This is a genomic window from Geothrix mesophila (assembly GCF_022808835.1).
GTDB classification, from domain to species: domain Bacteria; phylum Acidobacteriota; class Holophagae; order Holophagales; family Holophagaceae; genus Geothrix; species Geothrix paludis.
The window spans coordinates 109,835-123,137 of the sequence record NZ_JAKZLD010000004.1 but is presented as its reverse complement, the minus strand read 5'-3'; the positions used below and the strand labels follow the sequence as shown (position 1 = coordinate 123,137).

Sequence of the window (13,303 nt, the reverse complement as noted above, 5' to 3'; positions counted from 1 at the left end):
GTCAGTCCTTCAGCTCGGCCAGGTGCCGGGTATCCGTAGAATCGAAGGCCACGCGGATGTGGTTGATGACGATGCCCATCACGAAGATGCCCACGAAGAGGTCGAGCAGGATCCCCGCCTCCACCAGGGCCGGCATGTCCTCCACCAGCAGGAGGCCGAAGAGGTAGATGCCGTTCTCCAGCACCAGGTAGCCCACCACCTGGGTGAGAGCCTTCCGGCGGGACACCAGCAGCAGGAAGCCCGTGAACAGCGTGGCCAGCGAGGCGGGCACCATCAGCACGTACTCCGTGCCCGGCTTGAGCGGCAGGTTGTGGGCCAGCAGCAGGCTGAGGCCCGTGCCCAGGGCGCAGAGCATGAGCGAGACGGTGTAGCCGATGTAGGGATCCACCTCGCGCTGGATGTGGACCTGCTTCAGGGCGCGACGGAACAGGAAGGGGATGAGCCAACCCTTCACTGTGACCGCCGCGATGGCCAGCAGGATGATGTGGAAGTGGCGGCCCAGGCCCATGGCCAGGGGCATCAGGCCCAGCAGCACGCCCTGGAGCACCGCGAACTGGATGGCCTTGGCCACGCGGCTCGTGGCCACGAGGCTGAAGTTGGACAGCATGGTGAGGGCGATGAGCAGGTCGGGCAGCATGGCTACACCAGCATCAGGAGGAAGGCGAAGGCGGTGGCCAGCACGCCGGCCACGAGGAACTGCGGAACCTTGGTCATTCGGAATCGGGCCATGGAGCTCTCCACCACGCCCACTCCCACGGCCAGGCCCGCCAGGGCCGCATAGAACGCCAGCCAGTTCTGCCAGGCATGGGGTGCGCGGGGAAGGGCCGGCGTCAGGATGAGCGCGCCCAGCACCAGGAGCTTGAGGCTGGCGCCGTAGAGCACCAGGGCGAGGGGGCGGCCCGAGTGGTCGAGCACCATCACCTCATGGATCATGGTGAGCTCCAGGTGCGTATTGGGGTCGTCCACGGGGATGCGCGAGTTCTCCGCCAGGTAGACGATCACCCAGCCCGCCAGGATGAGGATCAGGGGTCCCGTGAACCGCGCCGTGAGGCTGCCCGGGAAGGCCAGCATGGTTCCCAGCGAGAGGCTGCCGTTGGCCTTGGCCAGGGCCGCGAAGCCCAGGAACAGCGCGGGTTCCGCCAGGGCCGAGAAGGTGGCTTCGCGCGCCGCGCCCATGCCCTCGAAGCTGGAGCCCGTGTCGAGCGCCGAGAGGATCGTGAGGAAGCGGGCCAGTCCGAAGAGGTAGGCGAAGAGGATGACATCGCCCTGGAAAGAGACCGGTGCCGGCGTGTGCCCGAAGGGGACCAGGCAGGAGGCCACCAGCCCCGCGGCCACCCCGCCCACGGGGCCTGCCAGGAACACCCAGGTGGTGGTGCGGCTGAAGACGGCCCGCTTGCGGGCGAGCTTGGCCAGGTCGTAGTAGAGCTGGAGCACCGGCGGCCCCTGCCGGCCGGCCATCAGGGCCTTGGTCTTGGCGATGAGCCCCGGGATCAGGGGCGGCAGCAGCAACGCGGTGAGCATGTGCAGCAGGAACTGGAGCATCGCCGTGAGCATCACCGGGAGCGTCGGGAGCATTGTCGGGAGCAGGGATCGAACCATGTCAGGCCACCATCCAGACCAGGAGCGCGAGCAGGGTGAGCAGGACGTAGAGCAGGTAGACGGGCAGCGCCCCGCCCTGGGCCACGCGGAGGAGGCCGGCGCCGCGCACGGCGAGCTGGAGCGCGGGCGAGGCCGCCCGGTCCAGGGCCGGATCCGGCACATGGCTTTCGTACCGCGCCAGACGCGGGAACCAGCCCACGAGGCGGGGAAGGTGCGCCACGGGCCGCAGGGCCCAGCGGAGGCCCCGGACCAGGCCGTCCGCGAAGGAGGAGGCGGTGTACTGCATCCGCGCGTCCGCCGCCGCGTAGCCGCAGTCCCAGGTGGGCAGATCCCTCCCCTGCGGCACCAGGCGGAGCCAGCGCCCGAGCAGGAGGGCCAGGAGCCCCAGGACCAGGGCCGCCCAGGTCAGCATACGCAGGGGGGCCAGCGCGGCGAGCGCCTCGCCGCCCACCGGCGCCCCGCCGGCCGCGCTCACCACACGCCCCAGGGCGGGCGCGAAGAGGACCGGGGCCACGCCGATGGCCAGGCAGGCCAGGGCCAGCAGGCCCATGGGCAGGAGCATGGTGCGCGGCGCCTCCGGCGCCTGCTCTGCCGCTGGGGTCCGCGGCAGCCCCAGGAAGGCCGTGCCGAAGGCCTTGGCGAAGCAGGCCAGGGCCAGGGCCCCGATGAGGGCCAGCGACACGAGGATGACCAGCGGCCAGGCCTGGCGCCCCAGCCCAGGATCGGAACCCAGCCCCCGGAAGGCCCCCAGGTAGATCAGCCACTCGCTCACGAAGCCGTTGAGGGGCGGCAGGCCGCAGATGGCCCAGGAGCCCGCCAGGAACGCGGCGGACGTCCAGGGCATCGTCCGGCCCAGGCCGCCCAGGCGCTCCAGGTCGCGGGTGCCCGTGGCGTGCAGCACCGACCCCGCCGAGAGGAACAGCAGGCCCTTGAAGAGGCTGTGGTTCACCACGTGGAGCAGGGCCCCGGCATAGCCCAGGACCTGCATCGCCGGATGCCCAGTGGCCTTGCCGAGGGTGCCGAGCCCCAGGCCCAGCAGGATGATCCCGATGTTCTCGATGGAGTGGTAGGCCAGCAGGCGCTTCAGGTCGTGCTGGCCCAGGGCAAAGGCCACGCCGAGGATGCCGGACAGGGCGCCCAGCGCCACCAGGGCCCCGCCCCACCAGGCCGGCGGATCCGGAACCCAGGAGAGGAAGCGGACGAGGCCCAGGATCCCCATCTTGAGCAGCACGCCCGACATCAGCGCCGAGACGTGGCTGGAGGCAGCGGCGTGGGCCGGCGGCAGCCAGACGTGCAGCGGCAGCACACCGGCCTTGAAGCCGAAGCCCAGCAGGAAGAGGGCGAAGAGGGCCGTGCCCCCGCGGGTGGCGGCCAGACCCGCCGGAAGCGCGGCGAAGGCCGAATGGCCCTGGACCTTGGCGAGCAGCGCGAATGCCGCGAACAGGAACAGGGTGCCCGTATGGGTGGCGGCCAGGTAGATCCAGCCCGCCCGCCGGGTCTCGGACTCGCGGTCCTCGGCCATCACCAGCAGGAAGGCGGCGATGGCCATACCCTCCCAGGCCAGCAGGAAGGTCAGGGCGTGGGCCGCCATCACCAGCATCAGCAGCGAGGCCGTCAGGAATCCGAAGACCAGGCGCAGGATCGGCGTGTGGCCCCGGTGGCCCTCCCAGTAGCCCAGGCCGTACAGCCCTCCGCTGAACGAGAGCAGCAGCACCGGAATGGAGAAGAAGGCCGCGAGCGGATCCAGCACCAGGAGACCCGGTGATCCCAGCGCCGCGGTGTGGAGCAGGAGGGTCCCGCCGGGTCCCCCGGCGAGCACGGGCAGGGTGGCCATCAGGCCCAGCACCGCCGCCAGGCCCAGCAGGCCCGCCGCCACCTCCCCACCCCGCCGCCGCAGGAACAGCCCCGGCACGCCGGAGACCGCCGCGACCAGCAGGGCGAGGAGGGCGAGGTTCATCCCAGCAGCCTCCCCCTCAGCAGCATCCAGAGGAAGGTGCCCAGGAGGGTCAGCAGCACGTAGAGGAGGTAGACCGGGAGGTGACCCTGCTGGAAGCGCCGGAACCGGAGCAGGCGCTCCGCCACCCGGACCACCCGCGGCTCCAGGAACACCTCGCCGAAGGGTTCCCGGAAGGCCTGGCGGAAGGAGGCCCCGCCCGGGAAGAGCCCCCGGAGGCGCGGCCGTCGCGCCCGCAGCCCCGGTTGGACCGGAGCCCACGCATCCGCGAAGGAGCTGCCGGTGTATTGGGCCCGGGCCACGGCCGCGGCATAGCCGCAGTCCCAGGTGGGAAGGTCCGCCCCCGGCGCTTCGGGCGATCGGCGGAGCCAGGCGAAGCCCACCCCGACGAGGATCAGGAGTCCCAGCTCCACCCCGGCCAGTCGATGGAAGTCCACGCGGAGGCCCGCGGCCAGCAGGGCCGGCGTCCCGGGCGCCCCGGGTGCCACCGCGGCGACCACCCGGTCCAGCAGGGGCAGCAGCAGGAAGGCCCCCAGGCCCACCGCCAGGCAGAGCCCCGCCAGGACCGCCATGGGCAGCAGCATGGAGCCGGCCGGGTCATGGGCGTGGTTCGCGAGGTCGCTTCGGGGCGAGCCCAGGAACAGGGTGCCGAAGAACCGGGCGAAGGCCACCGCCGCCAGCCCCCCCGCCAGGGCCAGGGCCACCAGGCCCAGGGCCGCGGACCAGGGATAGCCCCGACCCAGGGAGGCGAAGAGGCCCCGGTAGAGGAACCACTCGCTCAGGAAGGCGTTGAAGGGCGGCAGGGCCGCCACCGCCAGCACCGCCGGGAAGACCACCAGGGCCGTGCGGGGCATGCGTCGCGCCAGGCCGCCCAGCGCCTCCATGTCCCGGGTCCCCGTGGCGTGCAGCAGGGCCCCGGCTCCGAAGAAGAGGAGGCTCTTGAAGAGGGCGTGGTTCCAGACATGGAAGATCGCCCCGCCGAAGCCCAGGGCCATGAGCCAGGGATCATGCGTGGCCCGGCCCGTCCAGCCCAGGCCCACGCCCATGGCGATGATCCCCAGGTTCTCGATGCTGGAGTAGGCCAGCAGCCGCTTGTAGTCCCGCTGGGCCAGGGCGTTCCCCACACCGTAGAGGGCGGTGAGGGCTCCAATGGCCAGGAGGGCTCCACCCACGCCCCGGGGGATGCCCGGCAGCAGGCTCGACACGCGGAGAATGCCGTAGATGCCCGTCTTGAGCATCACCGCCGAGAGGATGGCCGAGACATGGCTGGGGGCGCTGGCGTGGGCCGAAGGCAGCCAGAAGTGCAGGGGCAGCACGCCCGCCTTGAACCCGAAGCCCGCCACCGCCAGCAGGAGGATGCCGCCTTCGAACCAGAGCGGGGCGGAAGCCGGGAGAGGAACCCACGACAGGCCTCCCATCCGCTGAGCCAGGAGAATCACCATGGCGGTCAGAAGCAGGGTGCCCGTGTGGGTGCAGGCCAGGTAGACCCAGCTGGCGCGCCGGACCTCCGGCTTCTCGTGCTCGGTGCCCACCAGGAAGAAGGCGGACACGGCCATCAGCTCCCAGGCCACCAGGAACACCAGGCCGTGGCGGGCCAGGAAGAGCAGCGTCATGGCCGCCACCAGCAGGTCGTAGAAGAAGCGCAGGGAGCGGCCCGAGCCCCAGGCCAGCTGCACCGGCCAGTAGCGCTGCCCGTAGATCAGGCCCAGCCCGCCCACCAGCTGGAGGGGCAGCAGGAAGGCCGCGGACAGGGCATCCAGCTCCAGGCGGGCCGGGAAGCCCCAGACCTGGAAGGCCAGGCCCGAGACCGTCCCCCCGAGCAGGAGGTGGAGCGCCGCCCCCAGGGCCAGGAGGCTGCCCAGGAGGCCGAGGCCCGTGGTCATGCGCTCCGGCGCGCGCGGCACGGCCGAGACCAGGGCCCCCGCGAACCAGCACCCGGAGGACGCGAGGACCAAGGCCACATCCAGCATCTGCACGCTCCGGGTTCAGGAAACGAGCCCGGCGGCTCAGGTTTTGGCTGGGGCACCCGGGTGGGGGCTCGTCATCAGATGGGCCGGGGTCGGTTGGGCCCATGCTACTCCCAACCCGGGTCCGTCTTCAAAAACCGATGCGGACATAGCGGGCCGCTCCGGACAGGGCAAGGCCCGGAAACCCCGTATCTGAGGGTTTCCGGGCCTTGAGGCGGGCGGATCAGAGCCCCAGGTTCACGGTCGTTGTCGTGCTCGCGGTCACGGTGGCCGGCTGCACGGTCGAGGTGGTCGTGGTGGTGGTGCCATCCAGGTTCAAGGTGCTCCGCACGGCCTGGACACTGTAGGTCCCGACCGGAACGGTGGTGAAGTCGTAGGTCTCCGTGGAGGTGCCCACGGCGGCCATGGTGGTGCGCACGATGAAGCCGAAGGTGCCCGACGACGTCACCAGCGACTGGAGCAGGTTCACCTGGTCGCTCTGACTGCTGGTGGCCAGCGGCGTGAGGCCGCCGGACACGGTGCCCGTGGAGGCGCTCGCGGTGAAGGCCGCGCTGTAGGTGAACACGGGGGTCGAGGCCGTCAGGGCGAAGGCCTCGCTGGCCTTGGCGTCATAGGCCTGCGGGGTCGTGGTCCCCACCAGCGGGTGACTCACCACGTAGTAGGTCGTGCCCACGGGCAGCAGGTCCAGCGTGTAGGCGCCATTGGCGTCCGTCACGGTGCTGCGGGCGATCCGGGCGTTCCCGGAGCCGTCCAGGGTTTCGGCATAGACCGTCACGCCGGGCAGGCCCGTGGAGGTGGCGGCGTCCGTCAAGGTGCCCTGGATGGAGCCCGTGGCGATCTTGTCGAAGGCCCAGATGGTGGGACGCAGGATGTACTGGCCGGACATCCCGGCCTGCACCACCTGGATGGAGTGGGCGGCGTCGAAATCGATCCAGACGTCCTTCGTGGTCCCGGCCGCCACATCGAAGTTCACGATCAGCTTGATGCCACTCTGCATGCCCGACGGCACCTTGAGGGGCTGGACGGACCCATCGGCCAGCTTGACGGTGTTGCCGGAGCCGAGCACCAGCCGCATCTGGCCGTAGTGGCCCGCGGGCAGGGTGGCGCCGGTGGCCAGCGTCTCCTCCACGCCGCCCACGAGACCCAGCAGGTTGATGGTCTTGTTGGGCGTGCCCAGGGTGATCCAGGTGCCGTTGCTGTTGATCTCCACGGACTGGATGTTGACGTTGATCTCCTGGTAGCCGGAGATGGGCCCGTCCACCAGATGCACGTTCATGCTTCCGCTGGCGACGTTGCCGCCGCTGCCCGAGCCAGAGCTGCTGCACGCCAGCAGGAAGGCGAGGCCCAGACCGGCCAGCGTCAGGAAGGTTGCGCGCCATTTCAGCATGGTCACCTCCGATCTCATGCCCCGGATAAGGACATCAGGACAGCCATCATGGTCCCGGAGGGGGTGCCCCGCAATTTAAAAAATGAGTTTTAAGGCCAATCAAATAAAGATATAGATCTTTGGGTCTAACTTTCTTAGAACACCCTGAGCAGGGCCACGTACCCGTTCACGGTGCGGACGCCCGCGATGTCGCTCTGCACGCCCACGCCCAGATCCACGCGCACGGCGGTGAAGAGCCAGAAGCCCGGCAGGTCCCCTGTGACGCCGACGCCGCCCATGCCGTAGGTCTTCTGGTCGTCGAGGCTGCGGGCCCGGGCGTACTCGAGGCTGAGGGACAGGCGCAGGTTCGGTCCCGTGGGGATGGCGAGGGCCGTCTTGGCGTAGGAGAGCCGGTCCGCCGCGATGGCATTGGCCCGGATACCCGCGATGCGCACCACGCCGCCCAGGCCGCCCACATCCAGCGCCTTGAAGCGGTCGAAGGCACGCCCCGAGGCCCAGCCCGCCTCGCCGTGGAACCAGAGCCCGGGCGACACCTCGCGATCCAGGCCCAGGCTGCCGCCCCAGCGGCGGAAGTCCCCACCGTCGGGCACCTCCTGGAGATCTGCGGCCAGGCCGTAGGTCCCGTCCGGCCGGCGGCCCCAGCCGTGGTAGGCCCGCACCTGGAAGCCGCGGAAGAGCCAGGAGCCCTGGAGGGTGCCGATGCGGGTCAGGCCCGAGGGCGGCAACTGGTACCCCGGCGTGCGGTACTTGCTGTCCCCCTCGCTGAAGTCGTCGTACTCGAAGTCGCCGCGGCCCTCCAGGCGGAAGCCCAGGCCCAGGTCCCGCCCCAGCTCCAGGCCCATCTTCCCGAAGCGGCGGCCCACGCCGTCCCGGTCCGAGAGCCGCCCGTTCACCACGGGACGCTCCGTGCCCTTGAGCAGCAGGACCGTGGCGTCAGCGCTCACGTCGAAGCTGCCCAGGCCCCGGGGGATGGCCAGGCTGGCGGTGTTGAAGAGGATGGCCGTGAGGGCGTTGAGCTGCACGCCCTTCCCGAAGGCGTTGTAGTCGAAGTAGAGGAGGCCGCCCAGGGGCGCCACCGGCGGCGTGAGGCCCGGGTCCGCCAGCACCACCGCGGCCAGGGCGCGGCCGCTGCTCTTTGGCTTCTCCTCGATCTTCCGCGTGCCGTCGCCCTGCTTCGTGAAATAACGGGCGCCCTCGGGCGTCACCTTGAGCATGGTGGCTCCCGAGGCCCGGGCCTCGGCGCGCGCCGCCTCGAAGCCCTCGCCGTTCACCTGGAAGTCGCGGTAGGTGAAGCGGCGCTGCACCTGCACCACGCCCCCGGCGCTCACCCAGCGCTCGAAGGTCTGCACGGAGACGGGCCGCCACAGGCCCGGCGCGGCCTCGCCGTAGGTGAGGATCTCCCGCTCGCTCTTCACGGTGCCCGGCAGGTCCGTGCGTTCCCGCCGCTCCACCAGGATCCGCCCCGTGGCCTCCTCCACCTCCAGATCCCCGGAATACAGCAGGGGATCCGCGTCCACCGGCTCGAAGCGCAGCCGCCGCCGCCCCGGGCCCGCCGCGCCACCGTCCCGGTAGCGGTAGCGCTCGGTCATGCCGAGGGCCACGGGCAGGGACATGGACTGGCGGCTTTCGATGAGGGGGAGCTGCACCTCGCCGTCGAGCTTGGCGGTGACACCGTTGAAGCGGACGGCCTTCTGGAGCAGCTCCGGCCATTCCCCGGCCTGCTCGAAGTAGCCGAAGCTGAAGCCCAGGTCTCCGCCCCGCCCGGAGGGCGTCTGGAGGTGCAGGTCCAGCTCCGCCTTGGCCTGCACCGTGCGGGCCGCGGCCCGGGCGCGCAGCTGGGCGGCCCGCACCTTGGCCAGCAGGGCGCCCACGTCGTAGGCCTCGGCGGCGCTGACGGCCACCTCCGTGCGGTCCTTGGGCAGGGGCACCGCCGACCATGCACCGCCCGCGAAGGTCCAGCGGCGCATGGCCCCGGCGCGGTTCCGGAGGGTGAGGTCCCCCAGGCCGCCCTCCACGTCCGTGAAGCCCGCGGGCAGCGCCTCCGCCAGCCGGGCCCCGGGGCCGCCGGCGGGCACCACCACCCGCCCCCCGTCGCCCATGAGGACGGACACCAGGGCCCCGGGGTCCGAGGGCAGCCAGAGGGTCCAGGGCCGGCCCGGGAAGCTGTCCTGGGCCCGGGTGAGCTGCGCCCGCCACTTCGCCGGGTCCAGGTTCAGGTCCGCGGGCACCAGGGCGCCGCCGTCGACGGCCCCCCAGGCGGTCTCGTCCAGGAGGGGCGCGGCCTCAGGATCGAAGGCCACGTAGAGGCGCTGGGCCGGCGACTGGGCCTTGAGGGCCTGGGCCGCCGCCAGCAGGAGGGGAAGCCGCCCTTCACCGGAGGGCAGGCGCAGCCGCACGGCGGAGGCCTCCTTCAGGCCCGCCACCAGGTCGGTCCAGCGCTGCCGGGCCGCCTCCACCTGGGTCGCGTCCCGGTTGTCCCGGGGCACCAGGAGCGATCCGTCCACGGCGCGCAGGTCCAGGATCGCCGGCTCCGCGACGCCTGCGCGCAGGGGCGCGGAGGGCGGGGCCTGGGCTGCCAGGGTGAAGGTGAGGACGGGCAGCGCAAGAAGCGGGCGAAACGGCACGAGGCCTCCGAAGGATCCCATGAGGCTATCCGGTCGGGGGCGGAGCCTCCAGACTCCGGGCTTCCTTTCCCGCTATCCTCAAAGCTCCCAGGTGCCCATGCGATTCACGGTCCGGCTCACGCATTCCAATGGCGACGTCCTCGTGCGGGACTTCGAGGCGGAGAGTGTCGAGGCGCTGCGGGCCCGCGTGCTGGCCGAAGGCGGCTTTCCCCTCGAGATCACCCGCACGGACACCGCCTTCCGCAGCCGCACCCAGCTCAAGACCGAATCCCTGGTGCTCTTCAACCAGGAGCTGCTGGCCCTGCTGAAGGCCGGCATCCCCCTGCTGCAGTCGCTGGAGCTGCTGGTGGGCCACGGCAAGGATCCCCAGCTGCGCCGCTCTCTGGCCCACGTGGTGGAGCTGGTGCGGGAGGGCATGTCCTTCTCCGACGCCCTGGAGCAGGCCGGGGCCTTCCCGCCGGTCTACCGCAGCAACGTGGTGGCGGGCGAGCGCAGCGGCACCCTGCCGGAAGTGCTGGCCCGCTGGCTGTCCTTCCAGAAGTTCGCCCAGAGCAGCCGCCGGCGCATCATCGAGGCCCTCTTCTATCCCGCCTTCCTGGTGCTGGTGCTCATCCTGGCCCTGGGCGTGATCTTCAACGTGGTGCTGCCGCGCTTCGCGGAGTTCTACGCCGGCGGCGACATCGAGATGCCCCTCGTCACCCGGATCCTGCTGGGGATGGGCAAGGTGGTCAGCTCCACGCTCTGGCTCCAGGGCATCCTCCTCGCGGGTCTCGCGGTGCTCATCCGCTGGATGGCGGCCTCGGAGGCTGGGCGCAAGCTGGCGGAGCGGATGCTGCTGATGCTGCCCAAGGTCGGCACCCTCTACCGCATGTACCACTCCAGCGTGTTCTCGCGCACCCTGGGCGTGCTGCTCTCCGGCGGCCTACCCGTGGTGCAGGCCCTGGAGGTCGTGCAGCGCACCAGTCCCAGTGAGCGCCTGAAGGGGGGCCTGGCCGTGGTCACCGAGAAGGTGCGGGCCGGCAGCAGCCTCCATCTCGCCCTGGAGCAGGCGAAGATCCTGGATCCCCTGGCCGTCGAGATGGTGCGCGTGGGCGAGCAGAGCAGCGCCCTGCCCGAGATGCTGGACCACGTGGCCGACTTCTTCGACCAGGAAGTGGAGAAGGCCACCACCGCCGTCACCAGCCTCATCGGTCCCGTGCTCATCCTCTTCATGGGCGTGGTCGTCCTCGGCCTCCTGCTGGCCATCTACGTGCCGCTCTTCAACGCCAGCAACGTGGTGCGGTAGCGCTTGGCCCAGTAGGCACTCTTCGACCGGGCCCCCGCGGACGGCCCCGTGAGGGACCTACTTCATCCTCCGCTTCAGCTGGTTCCCCACCTCCACCATGGCATCCAGCACGGGGCCCATCCGCTGGCCCAGCTTCGTCAGGCGGTATTCCACCGTCGGAGGCGAAGTCGGCATCACCTCGCGCAGGATGAACCCATCGGCTTCGAGACGCCGGAGCCGCGTCACCAGCACCTTCGCGGACACACCCTGGAGGTCCCACTGCAACTCGCTAAACCGCCTCGGGCCTTCCCTCAGGTACCAGAAGATCTCTAGGGTCCAGGCTCCCTGGACGAATTTGAGACATGTGCTGAGCGGGCAATCCTCGGGCGGCGGGGTTGCCTTGTTCTTTCTCCGGGGCACCATCCAGCCCTCCATGTCCTCGGTTCAAGCCGGCTGTGCGGGGTCTAGCATCCGCCGCCGGATTACCGGATGGTAACGCCATTCTTCCGTATACATGGGAAACCAGGTTACCAATCGTAACCACGCGCCCTAGTGTAACGACGCGGCCCGGTCTGGCCGCGCCCAAGGAGCCAACCCATGAGCACCCTCCAAAAGAGCGTCATCGTCACCGGCGGTTCCAGTGGAATCGGCCTCGGCGCCGTGAAAGCCTACCTTGAGCAGGGATACGGCGTAGTCGCCAATTCCCGGAGCATCGACCCGGGAAAGCTCGAGAAACACGGCGTTCAGGCCTCGCCGAGGCTGGTGCTCGTTCCCGGGGACATCAGCGAGGAAGCCACCGCCAGACGGATCGTGGCAGCCGCCCTCCAGGCCTTCGGCCGCATCGACGTCCTCGTGAACAACGCCGGCATCTTCATCGGAAAGCCGTTCATCGAGTACACCCCCGAGATGTTCGAGCGCCTCCTATCCACCAACCTCCGGGGCTTCTTCCATGTCACCCAACGGGCTGTCCGGCAGATGCTCCAGCAAGGGGGTGGCAGCATTGTGACCATCTCGGCTGCCATTGCCGACCAGCCCCAGGCGGCGCTTCCCGGGACCCTTTCCGTGCTCACCAAGGCCGGTCTGAACGCAGCTACCCGCGCCCTGGCCTTGGAACTCGCCCCGAAAGGGATCCGTGTGAACGCCGTGGCGCCTGGCGTGATCGACACGCCGCTCTTGCCTGAGAATTCGGACGCATTCCTGAAGTCCATGCAGCCCACCGGGCAGATCGGGCGGGTCGAGGACATCGTCAAAACCTTGCTTTACCTCACGGAGAGCCCCTATGTGACGGGCCAGGTGCTGTACGTGGACGGTGGCATGACGGTCGGGCGCTGGTAGGCCCACGGGTCCCGGAACGGCTCCACCTTCATCGGTACTTCTGCTTCAGCCACTTCTGCGGATCCTGCGGCTGGGCCTGGTGGCGGATCTCGAAGCCGAGGCGGGGGCCGTCCACGGTGTCGCCCACGGCGCCCACCCGCTCGCCGGCCTTGAGCACCTGGTCCTTGGCCACCTGCAGGCCCTGGAGGTGGGTGTAGAGGGTGAACCAGCCGCCGCCGTGCTCGAGAATCACCATGGGGCCGTAGCTCTGGTAGTAGTCCGCGTAAACCACCTTGCCGTCGGCCACCGCGGCCACCGGAGCGCCGCTGGACGCCGCGATGAGCAGGCCGCTCTGCATGGTCTTGGTGTGGAAGCGGGGATGGAGGTGCTCGCCGAAGCCCTGGGCCAGGGTGCCCTCCACGGGCTGGGGCAGGCTGCCGTGCAGGGTGGCGAAGGCCACGGCGGATTCGAAGACCTCGGCCCTGGGCTTGGCCAGCAGGCCCGCCAGCAGGCGCTCCAGCTGGATGGCCTCCTCCGCCAGCTCCGCCTGGACCTGCCGCTGGGCCGTCTCGTCCTTCTGCAGGCCGTCGAGGAAGCTGTTGAGCTTGTCCTCCTGCAGGCGCAGCGCGGCCTGGAGCTGGGCGGCCTCCTGCTCTTCCCGCGCCAGCCGGGCCAGCACCTCCTTGAGGGACTTCTCCTTGGCGGCGAGGTCGCCCTGCAGACGGTGGATCTGGTCCAGGCGCTTCCGCTCCTGCAATCGCGCCCAGGTCAGGAGGCGGCCGCGCTCCAGCCAGGCGTCGGGGTCCTTGAAGGTGGTGTAGACGCCCAGGTCGCCCAGGGGCCCCAGCGCCTGCATCCAGCGCACCTGCTTGCGGAGGTCGCCCTGGAGCTTCAGCACCTCGCCCTGGATGCGGGCCTGCTCGCGGCCGATGATCTGGACTTCGCTCTGGGCCTGGTCCCGGCGCAGCCGCGCGCCATCCACCTGGGCCTTGGCCCGGTCGCGCTGGAGCGCGATACCCTGCATCTCCACCAGCACACCCTTGCGCCGCTTCTTCAGGGCCTCGAGCTGCTGGTCCACCTGGCCCAGGCGCCCCTGGATGGCCGCCAGTTTCTGGCGCAGCTCCGCCGGATTCTGGGTCCCCTGGGCCGCCAGCACCGGCGGCAGGAGCAGCAATCCGACGGCGGTGCGCATCC

10 protein-coding genes are annotated in these 13,303 nt (G+C 70.5%); 2 read left to right on the top strand and 8 right to left on the bottom strand.

Annotated features, from left to right (window positions below):
• Window position 1: 1 nt before the first annotated feature.
• From MLG87_RS12845 to MLG87_RS12820, 6 genes are all read right to left on the bottom strand, one after another.
• Window positions 2–637, bottom strand: coding sequence for a hypothetical protein (locus MLG87_RS12845; RefSeq protein WP_243295550.1), 636 nt, complete (start codon window positions 635–637; stop codon window positions 2–4).
• A 2-nt stretch (window positions 638–639) separates the two neighbouring features.
• Entirely contained in the window at window positions 640–1,542 is a 903-nt protein-coding gene (locus tag MLG87_RS12840; protein ID WP_425250897.1) for a respiratory chain complex I subunit 1 family protein, read from the bottom strand.
• Between the two features lie 58 nt (window positions 1,543–1,600).
• Entirely contained in the window at window positions 1,601–3,556 is a 1,956-nt protein-coding gene (locus MLG87_RS12835; RefSeq protein ID WP_243295548.1) for a proton-conducting transporter transmembrane domain-containing protein, read from the bottom strand.
• Window positions 3,553–5,523, bottom strand: a complete 1,971-nt coding sequence (locus MLG87_RS12830) for a proton-conducting transporter transmembrane domain-containing protein (RefSeq protein ID WP_279341288.1) — start codon at window positions 5,521–5,523, stop codon at window positions 3,553–3,555. Before MLG87_RS12830 ends, MLG87_RS12835 begins: the two co-directional genes overlap by 4 nt.
• A gap of 220 nt (window positions 5,524–5,743) precedes the next feature.
• Complete coding sequence (locus MLG87_RS12825) at window positions 5,744–6,907, bottom strand: DUF4382 domain-containing protein (RefSeq protein WP_243295547.1); 1,164 nt, start codon at window positions 6,905–6,907, stop codon at window positions 5,744–5,746.
• 134 nt (window positions 6,908–7,041) lie between these two features.
• Entirely contained in the window at window positions 7,042–9,531 is a 2,490-nt protein-coding gene (locus MLG87_RS12820; protein WP_243295546.1) for a hypothetical protein, read from the bottom strand.
• Window positions 9,532–9,628: 97 nt separating this feature from the next.
• On the opposite strand from MLG87_RS12820, the gene MLG87_RS12815 reads away from it, so the two are divergent.
• On the top strand, window positions 9,629–10,816 hold the full coding sequence (locus MLG87_RS12815; protein WP_243295545.1) for a type II secretion system F family protein: 1,188 nt from the start codon (window positions 9,629–9,631) through the stop codon (window positions 10,814–10,816).
• Window positions 10,817–10,873: 57 nt separating this feature from the next.
• On the opposite strand, the gene MLG87_RS12810 is transcribed toward MLG87_RS12815, so the two are convergent.
• Window positions 10,874–11,218, bottom strand: a complete 345-nt coding sequence (locus tag MLG87_RS12810) for a winged helix-turn-helix transcriptional regulator (protein WP_243295544.1) — start codon at window positions 11,216–11,218, stop codon at window positions 10,874–10,876.
• Between the two features lie 174 nt (window positions 11,219–11,392).
• Here MLG87_RS12810 and MLG87_RS12805 point away from each other — a divergent pair, with 174 nt between their 5' ends.
• Window positions 11,393–12,130 (top strand): SDR family NAD(P)-dependent oxidoreductase, encoded by a 738-nt coding sequence (locus tag MLG87_RS12805; RefSeq protein ID WP_243295543.1) that lies wholly within the window; start codon window positions 11,393–11,395, stop codon window positions 12,128–12,130.
• A 28-nt stretch (window positions 12,131–12,158) separates the two neighbouring features.
• Here MLG87_RS12805 and MLG87_RS12800 read toward each other — a convergent pair whose 3' ends face one another.
• Window positions 12,159–13,301 (bottom strand): murein hydrolase activator EnvC family protein, encoded by a 1,143-nt coding sequence (locus tag MLG87_RS12800; RefSeq protein ID WP_243295542.1) that lies wholly within the window; start codon window positions 13,299–13,301, stop codon window positions 12,159–12,161.
• Window positions 13,302–13,303 lie beyond the last annotated feature (2 nt).